The 20,216-nt window shown below is 74.4% G+C and carries 17 protein-coding genes; 11 read left to right on the forward strand and 6 right to left on the reverse strand.

Annotated elements, in window-relative coordinates:
• The first annotated feature begins 14 nt into the window (after window positions 1–14).
• The 4 genes from MET2598_RS0108915 (at window position 15) to MET2598_RS0108930 (ending at window position 4,098) form a co-directional block, all read left to right on the forward strand.
• Window positions 15–1,451, forward strand: coding sequence for a M20 family metallopeptidase (locus tag MET2598_RS0108915; protein WP_018260589.1), 1,437 nt, complete (start codon window positions 15–17; stop codon window positions 1,449–1,451).
• The gene (locus MET2598_RS0108920) at window positions 1,448–3,064 is read left to right on the forward strand and encodes an ABC transporter ATP-binding protein (protein WP_018260590.1); all 1,617 of its coding nucleotides are present in this window, start codon (window positions 1,448–1,450) and stop codon (window positions 3,062–3,064) included. Before MET2598_RS0108915 ends, MET2598_RS0108920 begins: the two co-directional genes overlap by 4 nt.
• Before the next feature lie 273 nt (window positions 3,065–3,337).
• Window positions 3,338–3,574 carry a hypothetical protein gene (locus MET2598_RS0108925; protein WP_018260591.1) on the forward strand — a complete coding sequence of 79 codons (237 nt, stop codon included), beginning with the start codon at window positions 3,338–3,340 and terminating at the stop codon, window positions 3,572–3,574.
• 281 nt (window positions 3,575–3,855) lie between these two features.
• Window positions 3,856–4,098: a hypothetical protein gene (locus MET2598_RS0108930; protein ID WP_012332780.1), complete on the forward strand. Its 243-nt coding sequence runs from the start codon at window positions 3,856–3,858 to the stop codon at window positions 4,096–4,098.
• 8 nt (window positions 4,099–4,106) lie between these two features.
• Here the strand turns inward: MET2598_RS0108930 and MET2598_RS0108935 are convergent, their stop codons facing one another.
• Window positions 4,107–5,390 carry a DUF3422 family protein gene (locus MET2598_RS0108935; protein ID WP_012332779.1) on the reverse strand — a complete coding sequence of 428 codons (1,284 nt, stop codon included), beginning with the start codon at window positions 5,388–5,390 and terminating at the stop codon, window positions 4,107–4,109.
• Window positions 5,391–5,690: 300 nt separating this feature from the next.
• Between MET2598_RS0108935 and MET2598_RS0108940 the strand changes: the two genes are divergently transcribed.
• The gene (locus MET2598_RS0108940) at window positions 5,691–6,851 is read left to right on the forward strand and encodes a GGDEF domain-containing protein (protein WP_018260592.1); all 1,161 of its coding nucleotides are present in this window, start codon (window positions 5,691–5,693) and stop codon (window positions 6,849–6,851) included.
• On the opposite strand, the gene purH is transcribed toward MET2598_RS0108940, so the two are convergent.
• The 3 genes from purH to MET2598_RS0108955 all read right to left on the reverse strand — a co-directional run bounded on the left by purH (window position 6,823) and on the right by MET2598_RS0108955 (window position 11,908).
• On the reverse strand, window positions 6,823–8,427 hold the full coding sequence (gene purH, locus MET2598_RS0108945; RefSeq protein ID WP_018260593.1) for a bifunctional phosphoribosylaminoimidazolecarboxamide formyltransferase/IMP cyclohydrolase: 1,605 nt from the start codon (window positions 8,425–8,427) through the stop codon (window positions 6,823–6,825). The two genes, MET2598_RS0108940 and purH, sit on opposite strands and share 29 nt — an antisense overlap.
• A 309-nt stretch (window positions 8,428–8,736) precedes the next feature.
• The gene (locus MET2598_RS0108950; RefSeq protein ID WP_018260594.1) at window positions 8,737–10,458 is read right to left on the reverse strand and encodes a heparinase II/III family protein; all 1,722 of its coding nucleotides are present in this window, start codon (window positions 10,456–10,458) and stop codon (window positions 8,737–8,739) included.
• Window positions 10,459–10,564: 106 nt separating this feature from the next.
• A complete protein-coding gene (locus MET2598_RS0108955) occupies window positions 10,565–11,908 on the reverse strand; it encodes an RsmB/NOP family class I SAM-dependent RNA methyltransferase (protein WP_018260595.1) in 1,344 nt (447 codons plus the stop codon).
• Window positions 11,909–12,029: 121 nt separating this feature from the next.
• On the opposite strand from MET2598_RS0108955, the gene MET2598_RS0108960 reads away from it, so the two are divergent.
• From MET2598_RS0108960 to MET2598_RS0108970, 3 genes are read left to right on the forward strand one after another with little or no spacing between them, the layout of a single operon-like run.
• The gene (locus MET2598_RS0108960) at window positions 12,030–12,236 is read left to right on the forward strand and encodes a DUF1674 domain-containing protein (protein WP_012332774.1); all 207 of its coding nucleotides are present in this window, start codon (window positions 12,030–12,032) and stop codon (window positions 12,234–12,236) included.
• Window positions 12,237–12,248: 12 nt separating this feature from the next.
• Window positions 12,249–12,623 carry a PH domain-containing protein gene (locus tag MET2598_RS0108965; protein ID WP_018260596.1) on the forward strand — a complete coding sequence of 125 codons (375 nt, stop codon included), beginning with the start codon at window positions 12,249–12,251 and terminating at the stop codon, window positions 12,621–12,623.
• A gap of 52 nt (window positions 12,624–12,675) precedes the next feature.
• Window positions 12,676–13,002 (forward strand): cupin domain-containing protein, encoded by a 327-nt coding sequence (locus tag MET2598_RS0108970; RefSeq protein WP_018260597.1) that lies wholly within the window; start codon window positions 12,676–12,678, stop codon window positions 13,000–13,002.
• Window positions 13,003–13,276: 274 nt separating this feature from the next.
• On the opposite strand, the gene MET2598_RS0108975 is transcribed toward MET2598_RS0108970, so the two are convergent.
• Both MET2598_RS0108975 and MET2598_RS0108980 read right to left on the reverse strand, forming a co-directional pair.
• Entirely contained in the window at window positions 13,277–13,783 is a 507-nt protein-coding gene (locus MET2598_RS0108975; RefSeq protein ID WP_012332771.1) for a L,D-transpeptidase, read from the reverse strand.
• Window positions 13,784–13,999: 216 nt separating this feature from the next.
• A complete protein-coding gene (locus MET2598_RS0108980) occupies window positions 14,000–16,279 on the reverse strand; it encodes a GumC family protein (RefSeq protein WP_018260599.1) in 2,280 nt (759 codons plus the stop codon).
• 175 nt (window positions 16,280–16,454) lie between these two features.
• On the opposite strand from MET2598_RS0108980, the gene MET2598_RS0108985 reads away from it, so the two are divergent.
• The 3 genes from MET2598_RS0108985 (at window position 16,455) to MET2598_RS0108995 (ending at window position 20,198) form a co-directional block, all read left to right on the forward strand.
• A complete protein-coding gene (locus tag MET2598_RS0108985; RefSeq protein WP_012332769.1) occupies window positions 16,455–17,027 on the forward strand; it encodes a polysaccharide biosynthesis/export family protein in 573 nt (190 codons plus the stop codon).
• A 142-nt stretch (window positions 17,028–17,169) separates the two neighbouring features.
• Window positions 17,170–18,576 (forward strand): glycosyltransferase family 4 protein, encoded by a 1,407-nt coding sequence (locus tag MET2598_RS0108990; RefSeq protein ID WP_012332768.1) that lies wholly within the window; start codon window positions 17,170–17,172, stop codon window positions 18,574–18,576.
• A gap of 101 nt (window positions 18,577–18,677) precedes the next feature.
• On the forward strand, window positions 18,678–20,198 hold the full coding sequence (locus MET2598_RS0108995; RefSeq protein ID WP_018260600.1) for an undecaprenyl-phosphate glucose phosphotransferase: 1,521 nt from the start codon (window positions 18,678–18,680) through the stop codon (window positions 20,196–20,198).
• The last annotated feature ends 18 nt before the right edge of the window (window positions 20,199–20,216 follow it).

Below are 20,216 nucleotides of genomic sequence, written 5' to 3' on the forward strand. Positions count from 1 at the left end.
CTGATAGGTCTGCGATGTCCCGACACGACGCCCTGGCGCGCGCGGCGCGCCACTTCGACGACGGCGGCTTCCTCGCCACGCTGCGGGAGGCGGTGGCGCGGCCCACCGAGAGCCAGGCGCCCGGCCAGATCCCGGCGCTCGCCGCCTACCTGGCCGAATTCCTGGTCCCGGCGACCGCGCGGCTCGGCTTCCGCCACCGCCTCCTCGACAATCCCGACGGCGTGCACGGGCCCTTCCTGATCGCCGAGCGCCACGAGGACGACGCCCTGCCGACCGTGCTGATCTACGGCCATGGCGACACGGTGCGGGGCTATCCCGAGCAGTGGCGCGCGGGCCTCGACCCGTGGCGGATCGTCGTCGAGGGCGGGCGCTGGTACGGGCGCGGCACGGCCGACAACAAGGGCCAGCACCTCGTCAACCTCGCGGCCCTGGCGGCCGTGGCGGAGGCCCGCGGCGGACGGCTCGGCTTCAACGCGAAGCTCCTGATCGAGACGGGCGAGGAGACCGGCTCGCCGGGCCTGCGCGAGGTCTGCCGGCGGGAGCGCGAGGCGCTGCGGGCCGACCTCCTCCTCGCCTCGGACGGGCCGCGGGTGAGCGCCGAGCGCCCGACCCTCTTCCTCGGATCGCGCGGCGCCTTCAACTTCGAGCTCGCCGTCGACCTGCGCGAGGGCGGCCACCATTCGGGCAATTGGGGCGGGCTGCTGCGCAATCCCGGCACCGTGCTGGCGAACGCCATCGCGAGCCTGGTCGATTCTCGCGGGGCGATCCGCGTCGCGCGCCTGCGCCCGCCGCCGATCCCGCCCGGCGTGCGGGAGGCGCTCGCCGACATCACGGTGGGCGGCGACCCGGACGGTCCGGCGATCGACGCGGAGTGGGGCGAGCCCGGCCTCAGCCCGGCCGAGCGCGTCTACGGCTGGAACGCGCTCGAAGTCCTCGCCTTCAAGACCGGCGACCCGGACGGTCCGCTCAACGCGGTGCCGCCCTCCGCCAAGGCGACCCTGCAGCTGCGCTTCGTGGTCGGCACCGACTGGGAGACTCTGATCCCGGCGCTCCGCGCGCATCTCGACGCGCACGGCTTCCCGATGGTGGCGGTGCGGCCGGCCCGCACCGAGGTGTTCCGGGCGACCCGCCTGCCGGTCGAGGACCCCTGGGTCGCCTGGGCGCTCGCCTCGATCGCCGAGAGCACGGGCAAGCGGCCGGCCCTGCTGCCCAATCTCGGCGGCTCGCTGCCGAACGACGCCTTCTCGGAGATCCTCGGGCTGCCGACGCTCTGGGTGCCGCATTCCTACCCGGCCTGCTCGCAGCACGCCCCGGACGAGCACCTGCTCGCCCCGCTCACCCGCGAGGCCCTCGTCCTGATGGCCGGCCTCTACTGGGATCTCGGCGAGACCGGCCCGGCGGTGCTGGCGCGGCGCGCGAGCGGCCGCGGCGTCCGGGGGGGAGCGCCGTGACCGAGCCCGTCCTGCGCATCCGCAACCTCAGCCTCGCCCTGCCGCGGGGCGCCGACCGCGCGCACGCGGTCGAGGACCTCTCCCTCGACCTGATGCCGGGGCGCATCCTCTGCGTCGTCGGCGAGTCGGGCTCGGGCAAGTCGATGAGCGCCTACGCGCTCACCGGGCTGCTGCCCGGGGGCGTGCGGCCGACCGGCGGGCGCATCGAGTTCGAGGGGCGCGACCTGCTCGGCCTCGACGAGCGCGACTGGCGCGACCTGCGCGGGCGGCGCATCGCCATGATCTTCCAGGAGCCGATGACGGCCCTGAACCCGGTGATGCGCATCGGCGACCAGATCGCCGAGATGTTCGAGGCGCACGGGCTGCTCGACCGCGCGCAGCGCCGCGCCCGCGTCCTGGCGCTCGCCGCCGAGGTCGGCCTGCCGGATCCCGAGACCATCGTGCGCGCCTACCCGCACCAGCTCTCGGGCGGGCAGCGCCAGCGGGCCATGATCGCCATGGCGCTCGCCCTCGAACCCTCGATCCTGGTGGCGGACGAGCCGACGACGGCGCTCGACGTCACCACCCAGGCCCAGATCCTGCGGCTGATCCGCGACCTGCAGCAGCGCCGCGGCATGAGCGTCCTGTTCATCACCCACGATTTCGGGGTCGTGGCCGACATCGCCGACCACGTGGCGGTGCTCCAGCGCGGCCGCCTCGTCGAGTCCGGCAGCGCCCGCGAGGTGCTGGAGACGCCGCGCCACCCCTACACGCGGGCGTTGCTGGCCGCGGTCCCGCGCCTCGCCCCGCCGCCGCGACCGCCCCGGGACCGGGAGCCGGTGGTGCTGGCGGCGGCCGGGATCAGCAAGACCTACACCTCCCGCACCGGCCTGTTCGGCCGCAAGCGGGTCGTCGCGGCAGTGCGGGAGGTCGCCTTCGACCTGCGGCGCGGCGAGACGTTGGGCCTCGTCGGCGAGTCGGGTTCGGGCAAGTCGACCACGGCCCGGCTCGCGATCCGGCTGATCGAGCCCGATCGCGGCAGCGTGCATCTGGGATCGCTCGACTACACGGCCCTGGGGCCCCCAGCGCTGCGGCGCGAGCGGCGGCGGATCCAGATGATCTTCCAGGATCCCTTCGCCTCCCTGAACCCGCGCCGCACCGTGGAGCAGATCATCACGGCGGGGCCGATCGCCCACGGCGTCCCGGCCCGGGAGGCGCGGGCGCGGGCGCGCGACCTGCTCGGGCTCGTCGGCCTGCCGCCCGCCGCGGCCGAGCGCTACCCGAACGCCTTCTCGGGCGGCCAGCGCCAGCGCATCGGCATCGCCCGGGCCCTCGCCATGGAGCCCGACGTGCTGGTCGCCGACGAGGCGGTCTCGGCCCTCGACGTGTCGGTCCAGGCCCAGGTGCTCGCCCTGCTGGAGGAGCTCAAGGGCCGGCTCGGCATCGCCATGCTGTTCATCACCCACGACCTGCGCGTCGCCGCCACGATCTGCGACCGGATCGCCGTGATGCAGCGCGGCGAGATCGTCGAGGAGCGGCCGGCCGCGGAGCTGTTCCGCGCCCCGAGCCATCCCTACACGCGCGCGCTGCTTGCGGCGGTTCCTGGCCTCGCGCGGGAGATGCAGTCGGCCTGACGGCGCGCCGTCAGGAGGCCCGCGGCCAGCGCCGTGACCAGCGTCCCGCCCCGCCTCCACCCGGCCGGACTGACCGGGCGCGGCAATTGCAACCGGCGGTGTCATACGGGATCCGCTTGATCAAAGCGGATCCCGGATCACAAGCCCGCGCGGCGCCTGAGCGAAGCCGGCATCCGCGTGGCGACGCAATCCGTCGGATTTCGTATGACTCCTCACTTCGGGCGCCACCTGGGCTACAGGTTCGGTCCACGCCGATCCGGGGAGACGCACACGATGGTCGAGACATCCTGCCGGACCATCCTGCGTCGGGTGCTGCCGCCCTCGCTGATCGTCACCCCGCCGCCGCCCTACCTCCTCGTCCGCGACGAGGTCCAGGAGGCGCTGCACCGCTTCGCGGGCCTGAGCGAGTGCGCGCGGGAGAGGGGCGAGCCCGAACTGGCGTCCCTGCTCGATCAGGTCGGCCTGCGCGCCGCGGCGCGGCACCTGCGGATGGGGATCCCGCGCCCCTGAGGCCGGCCGCGAGCGGCGCGCGGCGGGATGTCCGGGGCGGCGGAATTTCCAGGGCGGCGGAATTTCCAGGGCGGCGGAATTTCCAGGGCGGCGGAATTTCCAGGGCGGCTTGGGCCGGGGAGCGGCCGGGCGCGCAACCCCTCATTGCCGCCATGCGCCGGACCCGTCTTGGCACGCGCCGCGCCGCGCCCATCTCCCAAGGGGAGCGAGTTTGGCACGGCCCGTGCCGGGAGATCCCCGGCCGGCCCTGCCGGCCGGCACCAACCGGAAGGTGGCCTCCCATGAAGACCGCGCTCGTCCTCGCCCTGTCGCTGATCCAGCCGGCCCATTCGTGGTACCCCTACGAGTGCTGCTCCGATCAGGATTGCGAGCCGATCAGCGACGCGGTCGAGGTGCCGGGCGGCTATCGCACCCACGGCATCTTCATCCCCATGGCCAAGGTCCGCCCGAGCAAGGACGGCAATTTCCACTGGTGCCACCGGGGCGACTACGTGTTCTGCTTCTTCGCGCCGCTCGCGGGCTGAGCCGGGCGTCAGCCGGCCTCGCCCTCGGCGTGCCGGCGCCGGATGCGCCGGACCGTCCAGGCGACCGCGAGCACGATCGCCGGCACCGCGGCCGCGGTCCCGATCGTGGCGTCGACGGGGAGCCCCGCCGCGTGCGCGCCCTCCAGCACGTGATGGACGAGGCTCGCCACGTAGTAGCTGATCGCCGCGACCGAGAGGCCCTCGACGGTCTGCTGCAGCCGGATCTGCAGCCTCACCCGGTCGTTCATCGCCTGGAGCTGGGCGTGGTTCTGCTTCTCCAGCTCGACGTCGACCCGGGTGCGCAGCATCTGGGCGGCGCGCGAGAGCTTCTCGGAGAGCGTGTCCTGCCGCTCGCCCGTGGCCATGCAGGTGCGGATCGCCGGGTTGAAGCGCCGGGCGAGGAAGACCGACCAGCTCGTCTGGCCGGGGATCGGCTGCTCGCGGATGGCGTCGAGGCGCAGGCGGATCAGCTCGTCGTAGGCCCGGGTGGCACCGAAGCGGAAGAGCGAGCGGGCCGCCCCGGCCTCGAGCTCGGCCGAGAGCGCGATCAGCCGGTCGAGGAGCTGGTGGTTGGCCTCGAACCCCTCGCTCGCCCGCATCTCCTCCATCAGCACCGGCAGGGCGGTCTCGATCCGGCGGATCGCCGGGCCGAGCGCCTGCGCCTCGGGCAGGCCGAGCAGGGCCAGGGTGCGGTAGGTCTCGATCTCCAGGACGCGCTGCACCAGGGCGCCGGCCGCCACCCGGGTCATGCCGCGATCCGCCACGACGACGCGCACGAAGCCGTGCGGGTCGGCCTGGAAGTCGGTGGCGATGACGGCCGCGCCGCCCTCCGCCTGGGCGACCGCCAGGGAGGAGGGCGAGAAGGTCGCGGTGATCTCCGGCGGCACGTCGCCCTCGCCGGCCGCGAGCAGGTGGAGGTCGACGGCGACGAGCAGGTCGCCCGGCTGCGGCAGGCCCTCCATCGGCCCGGCGAGCGCGTCGGGCTGCGGCTGGAAGGCGAGACCCTGCTGGTCCGCGTATTCCCAGGTGTAGGTGGTGAACTCGCTGTGGCTCTCCCAGCGCAGGATCGCCCCCGAGAAGACCACCCGGTGCTGCTTGGCCGCCGCCGGGGGCCCTGGCAGGCCGAGGCCGGCGCAATAGGCGTCGAGCGCGGCCCGGTCCGCCGCCGCCGCCTCGCCATCCGTCAGGAAGGCGTAGTGCAGGAAGCGCCGCGGGGTCTTCACCGGCATGAAGGGCCGGGCATGCACCTCCGCCAGCACCCGCGCCCGCAGGGCATGTTCGTTCAGCCGCATCAGCGTCCCGTGGCGCCGCCGTCGCGCGGTCCCGGCAACGCTTGGCGCAAGCCGGGGCGGGCGTCAACGCGATTCTCCCCGTGGGATCCGGAGCTTGGCGCGGCGCCCGGTCCGCCCCGGACTCGCGCGACCGCGGCGGCTCCGCTCCGTCGGCGAATCCGATCCATGCCGTTGGGTCAGTCGGTAACGATTCGGCGCTGAACTGGTGCGGAGGCGGAGCGGCCCGGCCGGCGGGATCCGGCCCGCGAGGGCACCGCGGCGACGATGCGCGACGGGTGCCGAGCTGTGCGTGACTGAGCCATGGCCCTCGATTCCACCACGCTGCTGTTCGCGAGCATCAGCGCCCGCCTTGCCTACATCGTGGTCATGGGAATCTGGTGGCGGCGGCAGCGGTCCGAGCCCTTCCTGCTGCACTGGTGCCTGAGCATCGGGATATCGTCGGCGGGGCTCGTCTACCATGCCGGCACGGGCGGCGGAGCGACGTCCCAGCCGGACCTAGCCGCCTATCTCCTGTTCGGAGCCAGCAACGCCCTGTGCTGGAGCGGCCTTCGGCTGTTCAACGAACGGCCCCTCGACCGGCGCCGGCTCGTCGGTCTCGCGCTGCTGCCGGCTCTCGCCTACGGGGCGGCCCTGGGCCTCGGCCAGAGGGCCGCGATGGTCGCCGCCTTCGCGGCCCTCGCGGTCCAGATCGCCGTCACCCTGGCCGAATTGCTGCGCGACGGCGCGATCGCCCGCCTGTGGTCCTCCGCCGTCGTGGCGGCCGGCTTCGGGACCTATCTGGTGATCTTCCTCGCCTCGATGGCGCTGCTCGCCGTCGAGCCGGCGGCCATGGCCGCGAATCGCGGCGCCGACCTCTCGCTGGTGATCGATCAATCCTGCAGCGCGCTGGTCTATCTCGGCTTCCTGGCGATGGCGGGCGAGCGGGCGAGCCTGCGCCTCGCCCATCTCGCCGGCACCGACCCGCTGACCGGCCTCGCCAACCGCCGCGGCCTGTCGCAGCTCGCCCACGGCCGGGCCCGACCGGCCGCCATCCTCCTCGCCGACATCGACCACTTCAAGGCCATCAACGACGGGCATGGCCACGAGGGCGGCGACGCCGTGCTGGTGGAATTCGCCCGGCGCCTGCGCGGCAGCCTGCGCGCGCGGGACATCGCCGCCCGGTGGGGCGGGGAGGAGTTCCTGGTCGTGCTGCACGGTGCGGATCCCGCCATGGCCGAGGCTCTCGCCGAGCGGGTCAGGGCCGCCACCGAGGCCCACCCCTTCCGGGTCGGCCAGGACCCGATCCGGATCACGGTCAGCATCGGGGTCGCGATCCTGCGCGAGGACGAGCACGGGATCGAACCCGCGCTCCAGCGGGCGGACGCGGCCCTCTACGCGGCGAAGAGCGACGGCCGCAACCGCGTCCGCGCGGCGTCGCCCGCCGCCCCCGCGGTCAGTGCCGGAAGTGGCGGGTTCCCGTGAAGACCATGGCGAGACCGGCCTCGTCGGCGGCGCGGATCACCTCGTCGTCGCGCATCGAGCCGCCCGGCTGGATCACCGCCGTGGCCCCGGCCTCGGCGGCGGCGAGCAGCCCGTCCGCGAAGGGGAAGAACGCGTCCGAGGCGACCACGGCGCCGCGCGCGAGGCTCTCCGGCGCCCCGGCGGCCTTGGCAGCCTCGGCCGCCTTCCAGGCGGCGATGCGGGAGGAATCGACCCGCGACATCTGCCCGGCGCCGATGCCGACCGTGGCCCCGTCGCGGGCGTAGACGATCGCGTTCGACTTCACGTGCTTGGCGACCCGGAAGGCGAAGCGCAGGTCGGCGCGCTCGCGCTCGCTCGGCGCCCGCTTGGTCACCACGCGCAGGTCCATGTCGTCGACGACGGCCGCGTCGCGGTCCTGGACCAGGATGCCGCCCGCCACGCTGCGCCAGACCTGGCCCGGCTGGCGCGGATCGCCGACGCCCCCGGTGACGAGGAGGCGCAGGTTCTTCTTGGCGGCGACGATCCGCACCGCCTCGCCCGTCGCGTCCGGGGCGATGATCACCTCGGTGAAGATCTCGACGATGCGGCGCGCGGCCTCGGCGTCGAGCGTGCGGTTGAGCGCGACGATGCCCCCGAAGGCCGAGACCGGGTCGCAGGCGAGCGCCCGCTCGTAGGCCGCGAGCAATGTGCCGCCCTCCGCGACGCCGCAGGGATTGGCGTGCTTGACGATGACCACCGCGGCCGTGCGGGCGGGGTCGAACTCGCTGACGCACTCGAAGGCGGCGTCCGTGTCGTTGAGGTTGTTGTAGGAGAGTTCCTTGCCCTGGAGCTGGCGGGCCGTCGCCACGCCCGGGCGCGCGGCGCCGGCCGTGCGGTAGAACGCGGCCTTCTGGTGCGGGTTCTCGCCGTAGCGCAGGCCCTGCGCGAGGGTGCCGCCGAGGGCCCGGAAGGCCGGCGCCCCGGGCAGATCGGCGGCGTACTCGCCCTCGAGCCAGGTCGCGATGGCGGCGTCGTAGGAGGCGGTGCGGGCGAAGGCCTTCTGGGCGAGGCGGCGGCGGGTCGCCCGTGTGACCGAGCCCGCATGCGCGTCGAGATCCGCCAGGATCGCCGCGTAATCGGCGACGTCGACCACCACCGCGACGTCGTCGTGGTTCTTGGCCGCCGCCCGGATCATCGCCGGGCCGCCGATGTCGATGTTCTCGATGCACTCGGCCGGGGGGCGCCCGGCCGCGAGCGTCGCCTCGAACGGGTAGAGGTTGACGACCAGGAGGTCGATCGCCGGGATGCCGTGGGCCAGCATGGCGGCCTGGTGCTCGGGATTGTCGCGCACGGCCAGCAGCCCGCCGTGCACGCCCGGATGCAGGGTCTTGACCCGCCCGTCCATCATCTCGGGGTAGCCGGTGAGGTCGGACACCTCGGTGACGGCGAGCCCCGCCTCGGTGAGCGTCCGGTGCGTGCCCCCGGTCGAGACGAGGGCGACTCCCCGGGCGGCGAGGGCGCGCGCGAAGTCCACGAGCCCGCTCTTGTCGGAGACCGAGAGCAGCGCGCGGGTGACGGGGGTGAGGTCGCTCGCCATGGGTCGACGTCCGGATAACGGGGCGGCGCACCGGCGCGGGCGCCTGCCTTCGGCTGCAAAGTCCGGGCGCGGTAGCAGAAACGGCCCCGGGAGACCAGACGAGGCGGCGCTGGGCCCCCATGCGCCGCGGGATCCGCGGCCCCGCGGCGCAACCGGTGCCGGGTGGGCGGACCCCGCGGGTCAGAGTGTCATACGACATCCGACGGATTGCGTCGCCATCTCCCATTTCGGCCATGCGGATATCGGCGTCGCTCAGGCGCCGCGCGGGCCCGTGATCCGCTGTCCGGACGTGATCGTCCGGACAGCGGATCACGCGCGCCGGAAGCGCCACGCCAGCCGGGTGCCGTCCGCGACCTTGAGGTGCAGCACGATCTGCTCCGTCCGCCGGGCGCCGTTCGAGGCCGCGAAGAAGACGCTCTCCTCGATCACCGGATCGGTCGCCTCGGTCTCGAACAGCCACACCTCGCCGCCCGCGCCCTGCAGGCGCACCGCCCGGCCCTCCCGGCTCACCCGCAGGGAGGGATGCAGGTGGAAACGGATCGCCGCCTCGACCGGACGGCCGGCGCCGCGGGCGCGCCCCTCCCGCTCCGGCCGCCGGAAGGCGTCCTCGCCCTCCAGGAGGTCGCCCGCCGGCGCGAGGCGCCAGCGCCGCTCATGGATCAGCCCGAATCCCGCGAGGTAGCCGTCGTGGCTCGCCGCGAGCACCGCCGTGCCGTCCGGCGCGCTGCCGCGCTCGACCGGGACCCGGAGCGGCCCGCGCAGGATCACCGGCCCGATCCGGTGGCGCAGCCAGGCGGCGATCGGGTGCGCGAAGCCGGGCCCGGGCGGGTTGAGGAAGCGGCAGGACGAGGCGGTTCCGAGCACCGCGGTCGAGTGCGCCGCCGTGGTGCGGGCGAGCTGGCGCATCTCGTCGCCGCTCGCCGGCATGCCGCAATTGACCACGAGGCGCTGGGCGCCGCTCGACAGTTCGAAGGACAGGCAGCCCGCCCCGGCCACGGTCGAGTAGACCAGCGGCGGCGCGGGGCCGATATCCGCGACGAGGAGCGTGCGGCCCGCCTCCAGCCGCGCGTAGCCGGTGTGGGGCGCGTGCATCAGCGGGCGGGCCAGCGCCCCGTCGTAGATCAGCAGGGTCGCGAGCTGGTCGGCCTCCGTCGCCCCCATGCCGTTGTGGTGGCCGAGGGAGGCGTCCCCGTGGCGCAGCAGCCGCAGGAAGGGCAGCATCCGGTCGATCGCGACGAGCAGCGGATCGGGCGGGGCGATGTCGCGGCTGAGGAAGCTCTGGCGCAGGGGCAGCAGGTCGAGCAGGAGTTCCTGCACGGCCGCCGGGTCGCGGCTGCGATGGCCGCCATCCGCCAGGATCTGCCGGGTGAGCTCCCGGGAGAGGAGGCGCACGCCCCGGCGCAGCACCGGCTCGAACCCGTCGCAGCACAGGCCCGCATAGGTCAGCGCGACCGCGGCGGCGAGGCGCTGGCGCGGCGGGATGCCGTCCCTCAGGGCCGTGTCGAGGCGGCGCACGCAGCGCCCGATCCCCTTCAGGAAGGCTTGGTAGAAGGCGTGGTCCGCCCCTTCGAGGACGAGGGGCGACTGGCTGAGCAGCGAGATCAGCCGGCGGGCCGCGACGGCGGGCCGGTCCGCGATGTCGCGGTCGCCGCGCCCGGCGAGGTAGTCCTGCACGAAGGCGCGGGCGTTGGAGCGGGCGAGCGCGCTGTCGGCGGCGCTCAGGTGCCGCAGCCAGCCGAACCCGTAGAGCGCCTCCCCCCATTCGGGCGAGGGCGGGGTGAAGTCGAAGGGCGAGCGCCCGCCCGTGGCGAGGGCCCGGCCGGCGAACACGAACAGGCCCGCGTAGATGTCGCCCGCCAGGGTGGCGTCGCTGGTGCGCAGGTCCTGGGGCGCGATGACGAGGCCGGTCGGCCGCAGCCGCGCGAAGGCCGAGGGCGCCGAGGAGAGGTGGAGGATGGCGGAGCGGGCGGCGCGGCCGATCTCGCGCCCGACAAGCCGGTAGAAGCGCCAGCGGTCAGGCCCCCAGTGCACGCCACCCCCCGAGGTCCCCGCGCCCGCGGGGATGATGACAACCAATGGTGAAGGATGATCGCGGCGTCAAACGGCGCGGGCGCGCTTGTGAACAGGATCGCCCGCCTCAGGCCGCCTTGCCGAGGCGCACGGCGAAGAATCCGTCGAGCCCGCCCCGTCCGCCCTCGGCCGGCAACCAGGCGCAGGGGAGGGTGCGCAGGTCGCCCGCGGGGCCGAGGAGCGCCGCCTCGCCGCCGATCTCCGCCGGGTCGACCGGCTGCCGCGCGAAATCCGGGTGACGGGCGAGGAACGCCTCGGCCTGCCCCTCGCCCTCCTCGGGTTCGAGGGAGCAGGTGCAGTAGACGAGCCGCCCGCCCGGACGCAGCAGCCGCGCCGCCTTGTCGAGGAGCCGCGCCTGCAGGGCGGTGAGCCGCCCGAGATCCGCCTCCCGCTTCGTCCAGGCGACGTCGGGGTGGCGCCGGATCGTGCCGGTGGCGCTGCAGGGCGCGTCGAGGAGGATGGCGTCGAAGCGCTCGTCCTCGGGCAGGGCGAGCGCGTCCGCGGCCCGCGCCTCGGCGGTGAGGCCGAGGCGGGCGAGGTTCTCGCGCAGGCGCCGCAGCCGCGCCTCCGAGCGGTCGACCGCCAGGACGCTCGCCCCCGCCGCGGCGAGCTGGGCGGTCTTGCCCCCCGGCGCGGCGCAGAGATCCGCGACCCGCTCGCCCGGCCGCACCGCGAGCAGGCGGGCCGGCAGGGCGGCGGCGGCGTCCTGGACCCACCATTCCCCCTCGGCGAAGCCCGGCAGGAGCGGCACGGGGGTGCGGGACTCGTCGAGGCGCAGGCTCCCGGTCGGGAGGAGGCGCGCGCCGAGGCGCTCCGCCCAGGGCGCCGGGTCGCCGCGCACCGAGAGGTCGAGCGGCGCCCCGCGCAGATGCGCCGCCGCGATGGAGCGCGCCGTCTCGGCGCCGTAGGCGGCGCTCCAGCGCCGGGCGAGCCAGCCGGGGGTCTCGATCCCGAGCGGGTCGGCCTCCCCCTCCCGGAGGATCGCCGCCTTCTCCCGGGAGATGCGCCGCAGCACCGCGTTCACCAGCCCGGACAGGTGGCGCAGCCCGGAATCGGCCTTGGCGAGCCGCACCGCGAGATCCACGGCCGCGTGGTCCTGCACGTTGAGGACGAGGATCTGCGCCGCGCCGGTCGCCAGCAGTGCCAGGAGCTTCGGCTGGCCCTCGGGCAGCCCCTCGGCGAGCCGGGCCGCGAGGGCGTGGCGGATCAGCCCGAGATGCCGGAAGGTCGCCGTGGCGATGGCGCGGGCCAGCGCGAGGTCCGGCCCCGGGAGGGCGGCGCGCGAAGCGGCCGGGTCGAGCACGTCGTCGAGCGCGGTGCCGGAGCGGGCCCCCAGGAGGTCCGCCACGCTCGCATAGGCGAGGCGCCGCGCGGCGAGCCCGGCCGTTCGTTCGTCCTGCCCGTCATCCATGCGCCCGTCGCCGCTCCGCCTTGACGGCGCGCCGGCTCCCCTCCACCTGCGGGGGAGGATCCGACGCGCGAGGCGCCGGGCGTGGCACCGCGCCGGCCCGGATGCAAGCGGGAGCACGATGATGGACGACGAGAGGCTGGCCGAGGCGCCGCGCAAGACCCTCAGCCCGGCGGCGCAGCGCGCCCTCGCGGAGGCGCAGGCCCGCCGCGCCGCCATCGACGCCCGCGCCGCCGAGATCCGCCGGGCGCGCGAGATCGACGGGCGCGGCGGCCTGGAGCCGGTGCGCTACGACGACTGGGAGGTGAAGGGCCTCGCCACGGATTTCTGAGGGAGATGCGCCATGGGCCTCCTCGACGGCCTGCTCGGTCACGGCAGCGACGCGGCGCCCGCGGACGTGGCGCGGGAACTCGACGGCATGCTCGTGCCGGGCGAGACGGTCGAGGTCGCCTTCCGGGTCCTGCGCGACCTGATGGTCTTCACCGACCGGCGCCTGATCCTCGTCGACCGGCAGGGCGTCACGGGCCGCAAGATCTCCTACCTGACCGTGCCCTACCGGGCGATCACCTCGTTCTCGGTCGAGAATGCCGGCAGCTTCGACCTCGATTCCGAGCTGAAGGTCTGGGTCTCGGGGCGCCCGGACCCAATCTCGCGCACGCTGCGGCGCGGCGCCGACATCCGCGGCATCCAGCGCGCCATCGCGGCCTCCCTGCGCTGAGGGAACGGGCGCCTCGCGCTTCCGTTGGGATCGGGAGAGCGAGGAGGCGCCGATGGCCGGCACGACGATCACGAAGATCTCGGGAGAGACCGCCCCGCGCGGGCCGCAGGGCGAGCGCGTCCTCGCCGCGGGCCAGCGCGTCGCGATGCGGCTCTGGGACAAGGAGCCGCCGACCGACAAGAAGCCCGTCGTGGCCCGGGACTACGAGACCGTGGGCTACGTCGTCGCGGGCCGCGCGGAGCTGGAGATATCCGGCCGGACCGTCCGGCTGGAGCCGGGCGATTCCTGGCTCGTCCCCGCCGGGGCCGAGCACACCTACCGCGTCCTGGAGACCTTCACGGCGGTCGAGGCGACCGCGCCGCCCGCGCGAGGCGCCTGAGCGAAGCCCAAATCCGCCATCCCGAAGGGATCAAGAGGATTTGGTATGACACCCGCGGCCATGTCTCGTGACCGCCGGTTCGGTTCCCGAATTCGCGCCGAACCATTCTTCTCGCCAAGCCCTTGCTTGGTGTCGGAAATTCGAGACGGTCAACGGCCCGGTGCGTCCGCATCCTGGGCCGTTGCCGCGATAGCCTCGGCGGTCGGGGACGGATGATTCAACCCCGCCGGCCGGGGCGCCGACGGGGGGCGCGGACGGAACGATCCTCACCCTCTCAGCGGGTCACGATGACCGGCGTGCCGACGGCGACGCGGCCGAACAGGTCAACGACGTCCTGATTGTACATCCGGATGCAGCCGTAGGACGCGAAGGTCCCGATCGAGCTCGGCCGGTTCGTGCCGTGGATCGCGTACTCGCCGCGGTCGAGGGTGAGCGCGGCCGCTCCCATCGGGTTGCGCGGGGAGCCGCCCGCGATCACGTTCGGCAGGCGGGGATTGTCGCGCTTGACCTCCCAGGGCGGCGACCAGGCCGGCTGCACGTACTTGCCCTCGACATGGGCGAGGCCGGTCCATTGCTTGCCGGACTTGCCGACCGCGATCGGGTAGCGGATCGCCGTGCCGTCGCCGTTGACGAAGTAGAGCCGGCGCTCGCTCGTCCGCACGACGATGCTGCCCGGCGACACGTCCGCCTCGAAGGCGACGATCTCGCGCGCCGTCGCCGGGCCGCACGCCACCGTGGCCGCCACCGCAATGGTAGCGGCCCATCCACTCTGCTTGATCATCCCTGTGGTCCTCGAGCGTGACCATTGAAGCGGGACGATAATCCGCGAGGAATTCTGTCGTTCCGGTTGGCGAAGATGCTTGCCCCGGGGTGAACGGGGAGGAACGGCGCGGAGCCTTAACGGCCGGTGGCGCCGGGAGCGCGACTCCGCGGCGTCTCGGTCAGCGTTCCGTGACCGTGCCGGGACGCCGCGGGCCGGGGCGCGGGGCCCGGCGCCTCAGGCGGAGCGCCGCAGCGGGTAGGCCGGCACCGCGACCGGGGGCGGCGCCCGGTCCTGCGCCACGATCACCTCCGGCACGCCGGCGCCCTCGGCGAGCGCGTAGAGGGCGACGAGGTCGGCATCGTCCGCCGGCGCGTTCGAGGCGATGACGACCGCGTCCATCCAGAGGCAGGTCGCCGAGGCCAGGGCGCGCGTCCCCGGGTCGCGGCCGTCGTCGCGCAGCACGCAGAGGATCCAGTCGTAAGCCTGCCCGAGGGCGTCGAAGGTCAGGCCCAGGCCCTCGCGCTCGTCGAGGAGCACGCCCGGCGCGTGCGAGCCGGGGCCGACCCGGTGGAGGCGGGAGCCCGGGTCGCGCTGGATCGCCTCCCCGAACGGCGCCTCGCCGAGCACGATGTCGGTCAGGCCCGGCGCGCCGCCCGCCGCCGCGTCCAGTGGCAGCAGCACCGCCCGCGCCGAGCGCGCGAGCGACCGCCCGAGCGCGAGCGCGAGCGCCTCGGGCTCGCCCGCGCCGCCCGATCCGAGGATCAGGACGCGCCGCCCGTCCCCCGCGCTCTCCACGGAGGCGAGCCGGGCCACCAGTGCGTCGAATTCGTAGGGCTCCTCCCGCATCGCGGGGGCGGGGAGGGGATCCTGCGCGGAAGCGGGCGGCGCGCCCCACCCGAGATCCTCCTCCTCGGCGGCCCCGGCCTCCGGTTCGGCGAGGGCGGCGGCCGCCCCGCCCGCCGCGGGCGCGGGCGCGGGCGCGTCGGGGCGCGCGCTCACATCGGCGAGCACCGCGGCGCGACGCGGCCGCGGCCGGCCCCGGCCGCGCAGGTCGTCGGGATCGTCGGCGATGAGGCTGCGCGCGAGCACGCTGCCGGCCGCGAGCAGGAAGGCGACGGCGGTGGTGAAGCCGATGATCGGCAGCTTCTTGGGGAAGGACGGCGTGTCAGGCACGATCGCCCGCGACACCACCCGGGCATCGGCCGGGGCGGCGCTCTCGGCATCCCGCGCGGCGGCCTCACGGTAGCGCGCGAGGTAGGATTCGAGCTGCTCGCGCTGGACCTTCGCCTCGCGCTCGAGGGCGCGCAGCTGCACCTCGCTGCTGTTGCCCTTGGCCACGACCTCGCGCTGCGCGTCGACCGCGGCCTGCAGGCTCTCGACCCGGCTGCCGGCGATGCGGGCGTCGTTCTCGAGGGTGCGCACCGTGCGGTCGGCGGCCGCGCGGATCTGCCCCTCCAGGTCGGTGACCTGCGCGGTCAGTTCCTTCATGCGCGGGTGCTGCGGCAGCAGGGTGCGGCCCTCCAGCGCGAGCTGCGCGCGCAGGGTGATGCGCTGCTCGACGAGGCGGCGGATCAGCTCGTTATTGGCGACGTCCGGGATCTCGAAGGCGCGCCCGTCGCGAATCATGTCCTTGATGAGCTTGGCCTTGGCCGCAGCGTCGGCCTGGGCGGCGCGGGCCTGGGTGAGCTGGCTGGAGAGCTCGGTCAATTGCTGCGCGCCGATCGGCTGCGCCCCGCCGCTGCCGGCGAGGCCGCCGATCAGGCCGTTGCGGGCGCGGAACGCCTCGACCTTGGCCTCCGCCTCGGCGACGCGGCTGCGCAGGGTCTCGACGTTGCTGCCGAGCCAGGTCGAGGCGAAGCGCGCGGTGTCGACCTTCGCGGCGGCGAGCGAGGCGAGGTAGAGGTCCGCGATCGTGTTGGCGCCGCGGGCGGCGAGGTCCGGGTCGCGGGAGCGGAACTCGATCGTCAGGATGCGCGACTTGCCCGCCGAGTAGACCAGCAGCCGGTCGAAGTAGCGCTCCAGCACCCGGTCCTCGGGGTCCCGGTCGAGGGGGCTCGGCACCAGCCCGAGCATGATCAGCAGCCGCTGCAGGGAGCCGATTCCCTCCACGGTCGGGTCGAACTCCCGGTTGCCGACGAGGTTCAGGCGCCGGATCGCCTCGCGGGCGAGGTCGCGGGACATCACCACCTGGACCTGGCTCGCCACCGCCTGCTCGTCGATCGGCTGGGCGGCGTCGCCGCGCTCCTGCTGCAGCCGCGTCAGGGCGCTGTCGCGGCTCTCCAGCAGCAGCTTGGCCTCGCCGGTGTAGCGGGGCGGGACGAGCTGAACGAAGGCGATCGCGGCCGCCAGCGCCGCCAGGGTCGGGAGCAGGATCGCCAGCCAGTGCCGCCGCAGCAGCCGGCCGATGTCGCCGAGCGCGACGCCCTCGCCCGCCGCGCGCTCCGCATGGCGCGGGAGGGGATCGGTCACGGCGCCCGGCGGCGGTGACGGGATGGCGGGAGACGCGCGGAGCATACGGGCCGTCTGCGGTGTGAGAAGCCGAGGCCGGCCGGGGCCGCCCTGGCCGCATCACAACTGATTAAGGTTGCGGGTCGGTAAATTTCTCATCACGGGCGCGGCGGGATCAGGTGAGTTTTCGTTAACCACGCCCGCATAAACCTGCCGCATCGGACGCATCAGGCCGAGAGCAATGAATCGACGCGTTCTTCTGACCGGTCTCGCGGCCACGCTGGCGCTCGGCGGCTGCATGCATCCCGAGTACCGGACCGAGTACCTCGACGCGACCGCCACCGGGTCGATCGGGACGCAGTACCCGCTCGCGGCCGGCGACCGGCTGCGGGTGATCGTGTTCGGGCAGGACAACCTGTCGAACCTCTACATGGTGGACGGGGCGGGGCGGATCATCATGCCGCTGATCGGCCCGGTCGCGGTCGGGGGCGGGACCACGCTGCAGGCGGCGCGGGCGATCGAGGCGCGGCTGCGCGACGGCTACGTCCGCGAGCCGCACGTGACCGTGGAGATCGACCTCTACCGGCCGTTCTTCATCCTCGGCGAGGTCACGACCTCGGGCCAGTACCCCTACGTGAACGGGATGACGGTCGAGACGGCCGTGGCGATCGCGGCCGGGTTCGGGCCGCGGGCGGCGCGCGACTACGCGGTGCTGACCCGCCAGACCCGCGACGGGCCGGTCTCCGGCATCGTGCCGCTCACCTATCCGGTCCGCCCGGGGGATACGATCCTGATCAAGGAGCGCTGGTTCTGAGGCGGGCGCGGCGCCATCCTCCACACGCGACCTTAACCACGGTCCGAGGCGTCGCCCGGGCCGCCGCCGGCGCTTAACGGCCCGGCGACGAAGACTCGGCCAAGACGGGCAGGCGCGGGGTCCGCTCGCCCGTCCCGGGCGGATGACCGGCCGCGCCGCCGTCCGGGAGAGGTTCGTGGCCGTCCCCCAACTCCGTTCCGCCGATCCGGCCGCGGCCGCGGCCCCGCTGCGGGGCGAGCCCGCCTCGCCCGAGCGCATCCTGCACGTGTTCCGCGCCCCGGTGGGCGGGCTGTTCCGGCACGTGATGGACGTGGCGCGCCTGCAGATCGCGGCCGGCCACGCGGTCGGGCTGTTCTGCGACGCGAGCACGGGCGGCGAGCGGGCCGCCGCCGTGCTCGGCGAGATCGCGCCCGCGCTCGCGCTGGGCCTCACCCGGGTGCCGATGCGGCGCAACCCGCACCCGCTCGACCTCGCCGCCCTCGCCCGCCTGCACGGCGTCGTCGGCCGCCTCGCCCCGACGGTGCTGCACGGCCACGGCTCGAAGGGAGGCCTCTTCGCCCGCCTCGTCGTGACCCCGCGCCGCGTGCCGGACCCGGTCCGGGCCTACACGCCCCACGGCGGCAGCTTCAATTACAAGCCCGGCACGGTCCTGCACCGCCTCTACATGGCGGCCGAGGGGGGGCTGACGCGCCGCACCGACGTCTTCCTGTTCGAGAGCGCCTACATCGCGGGCCGCTACGCCGCCTACGTGGGCGAGACGGACCGCCTCGTGCGGGTCGTGCAGAACGGCATCGACGCGGCGGAATTCGCCCCGATCGCGCCCGCCGCCGAGCCGTGCGACTTCGTCTACATCGGCGAGTTGCGCGACGCGAAGGGCGTGCCCGTGCTGTTCGATGCCCTCGCGCGCATCCGCCACGCCCTCGGGCGGCGGCTGACGCTGCTCGTCGTCGGCTCCGGCCCCGACGAGGCCGCCCTGCGCCAGCGGGTCCGGTCGCTCGGGCTCGAGGACGTCGTCCGCTTCGAGCCGCCCCAGCCGATCCGCTCCGCCCTGTCCCGCGGGACGATCATGGTCGTGCCGTCCTTCGCCGAGTCGCTGCCCTACGTGGTGCTGGAGGCCGCCGCCGCCGCCCAGCCCCTCGTGGCGACCAATGTCGGCGGCATCCCGGAGATCTTCGGCCCGGCCTCGGGCGCCCTGGTCCCGCCGCGGGACGTCGAGGCGCTGGCCGGGGCGCTGCTGCGCAAGCTGGACCAGCCGGCCGCGGAGCGGCGCGACGAGGCGGCGGGCCTCAGCGCCTTCATCCGCACCCGCTTCTCGATGCAGCGGATGGCCGAGGGGATCCTCGCCGGCTACCGCGCGGCCCGCGACGCGCGCGGCCCGGCGGCCGAGGCCCGGGAGGCGGGGGAATCCGCCCCGCCCGACCGGGCGGCGGACGCCGCCTGCGCGGCGGATGCCGCCTGCGCGGCGGACGCCGCCTGCGCGGCGGACGCCGTCCGCGCGCGGGACCTCCCGGGGACCGCCGAGGCGCCGCGCCGGGCGGGAGCGCGTTAAGGCTTCCGTGACGGCCCCACCGGAGAATGCGCGCGGGGGCGCGCGATCGGCCCCCGGCCCGTGATCGTGCCGCCGAGGAAGGCGCATCCGTGAGGCGCGAGATGACTGCGTTCGACGTCCGCGACATTCTCAAGTCGGCCGCCGCCCAGCCGGGCGAGGCCGGCAGCCGGGCGGCGATGCCGCCGGCCGAGAATCTCGTGCCGCCGCGCAAGGGCGGGCCGCTCTCGCTCGTGGTGCTGACGGGCTGCGTGCGCGCGGCGGAGTTCGGCCTCGTCGCCGCGACCGGCATCGCCGCGCAGCTCGCGGTGCTGCACGGCCTGGTGCCGCTGCATCTCGGCTATCTGGCGGCGATATTCGGCCTCGCCGCGCTCAACCTCGCGGTGCAGCAGGTCGCCGGCTCCTACGGGATCCGCGCCTTCCGGGCCTTCTTCCAGTTCGGCCTGCGGGTGGCCCTCGGCTGGTCCCTCGTCTTCCTGCTCGCCGCGACCGTGCTGTTCTTCGCCAAGCTCGGCGACCAGTACTCGCGCCTGTGGCTCGGCGCGTACTACATGGCCGGACTGGTGCTCCTGCTCGGCGGGCGGCTCGCCCTGTCGATCGCGGTGAGCGACCAGATGCGGCAGGGCCGCTTCGACCGCCGCACCGCGATCGTGGGCGGCGGGGAGCCCGCCGAGGCGCTGATCAAGGCGCTGGAGTGGCAGCCGGATTCCGGCGTCAAGATCGTCGGCGTGTTCGACGACCGCTCGGACGGGCGCTCCTCGGACGTCGTCGCCGGCTACCCCAAGCTCGGCACGGTGAGCGACCTCGTCGCCTACGCGCGCAACACCCGGCTCGACCTCATCATCTTCACCCTGCCGATCTCCGCCGAGGCGCGCATCCTGCAGATGCTGTCCAAGCTCTGGGTGCTGCCGATCGACATCCGCCTCTCGGCCCATGCCAGCAAGCTGCGCCTGCGCCCGCGCAGCTACTCCTATCTCGGCTCCGTGCCGGTGCTCGACCTGTTCGACAAGCCGATCGCCGACTGGGACGTGGTGGTGAAGGCCATGTTCGACCGCACCGTCGGCGGCCTGATGCTGGTCGCCTTCGCGCCGATCATGCTGGCGGTGGCGCTCGCGGTGAAGCTGACCTCGAAGGGGCCGGTGCTGTTCCGGCAGAAGCGCTACGGCTTCAACAACGAGCTGATCGAGGTCTACAAGTTCCGCTCGATGTACGTCGACCAGAGCGACGCCGGGGCGGCCCGGCTGGTGACCAGGGGCGATCCCAGGGTGACGCCGGTCGGGCGCTTCATCCGCAAGACCTCCCTCGACGAGCTGCCGCAGCTGTTCAACGTGCTCAAGGGCGACCTGTCGCTGGTCGGCCCGCGCCCGCACGCGCTCCAGGCCAAGGCCGCCAACACGCTCTACGACCAGGTCGTCGACGGCTACTTCGCCCGCCACAAGGTCAAGCCCGGCCTGACCGGCTGGGCCCAGATCAACGGCTGGCGCGGCGAGACCGACACGAGCGAGAAGATCCAGCGCCGCGTCGAGCACGACCTCTACTACATCGAGAACTGGTCGGTGTTCTTCGACCTGCAGATCCTGGCGATGACGCCGTTCGCCCTGCTCAAGACCGAGAACGCCTACTGAAGCGGAGGGCGTGTCGCG

The organism is Methylobacterium sp. WSM2598 (assembly GCF_000379105.1).
Lineage (GTDB): Bacteria > Pseudomonadota > Alphaproteobacteria > Rhizobiales > Beijerinckiaceae > Methylobacterium.

What these genes read in the sequence shown, in the direction of transcription:
- MET2598_RS0108915 (WP_018260589.1), top strand. Translation starts at nt 15, where the DNA reads ATGTCCCGACACGACGCCCTGGCGCGCGCGGCGCGCCACTTCGACGAC.
- MET2598_RS0108925 (WP_018260591.1), top strand. Translation starts at nt 3,338, where the DNA reads ATGGTCGAGACATCCTGCCGGACCATCCTGCGTCGGGTGCTGCCGCCC.
- MET2598_RS0108930 (WP_012332780.1), top strand. Translation starts at nt 3,856, where the DNA reads ATGAAGACCGCGCTCGTCCTCGCCCTGTCGCTGATCCAGCCGGCCCAT.
- MET2598_RS0108935 (WP_012332779.1), bottom strand. Translation starts at nt 5,390, where the DNA reads ATGCGGCTGAACGAACATGCCCTGCGGGCGCGGGTGCTGGCGGAGGTG.
- MET2598_RS0108940 (WP_018260592.1), top strand. Translation starts at nt 5,691, where the DNA reads ATGGCCCTCGATTCCACCACGCTGCTGTTCGCGAGCATCAGCGCCCGC.
- purH (WP_018260593.1), bottom strand. Translation starts at nt 8,427, where the DNA reads ATGGCGAGCGACCTCACCCCCGTCACCCGCGCGCTGCTCTCGGTCTCC.
- MET2598_RS0108955 (WP_018260595.1), bottom strand. Translation starts at nt 11,908, where the DNA reads ATGGATGACGGGCAGGACGAACGAACGGCCGGGCTCGCCGCGCGGCGC.
- MET2598_RS0108960 (WP_012332774.1), top strand. Translation starts at nt 12,030, where the DNA reads ATGGACGACGAGAGGCTGGCCGAGGCGCCGCGCAAGACCCTCAGCCCG.
- MET2598_RS0108965 (WP_018260596.1), top strand. Translation starts at nt 12,249, where the DNA reads ATGGGCCTCCTCGACGGCCTGCTCGGTCACGGCAGCGACGCGGCGCCC.
- MET2598_RS0108970 (WP_018260597.1), top strand. Translation starts at nt 12,676, where the DNA reads ATGGCCGGCACGACGATCACGAAGATCTCGGGAGAGACCGCCCCGCGC.
- MET2598_RS0108975 (WP_012332771.1), bottom strand. Translation starts at nt 13,783, where the DNA reads ATGATCAAGCAGAGTGGATGGGCCGCTACCATTGCGGTGGCGGCCACG.
- MET2598_RS0108980 (WP_018260599.1), bottom strand. Translation starts at nt 16,279, where the DNA reads ATGCTCCGCGCGTCTCCCGCCATCCCGTCACCGCCGCCGGGCGCCGTG.
- MET2598_RS0108985 (WP_012332769.1), top strand. Translation starts at nt 16,455, where the DNA reads ATGAATCGACGCGTTCTTCTGACCGGTCTCGCGGCCACGCTGGCGCTC.
- MET2598_RS0108990 (WP_012332768.1), top strand. Translation starts at nt 17,170, where the DNA reads ATGACCGGCCGCGCCGCCGTCCGGGAGAGGTTCGTGGCCGTCCCCCAA.
- MET2598_RS0108995 (WP_018260600.1), top strand. Translation starts at nt 18,678, where the DNA reads ATGACTGCGTTCGACGTCCGCGACATTCTCAAGTCGGCCGCCGCCCAG.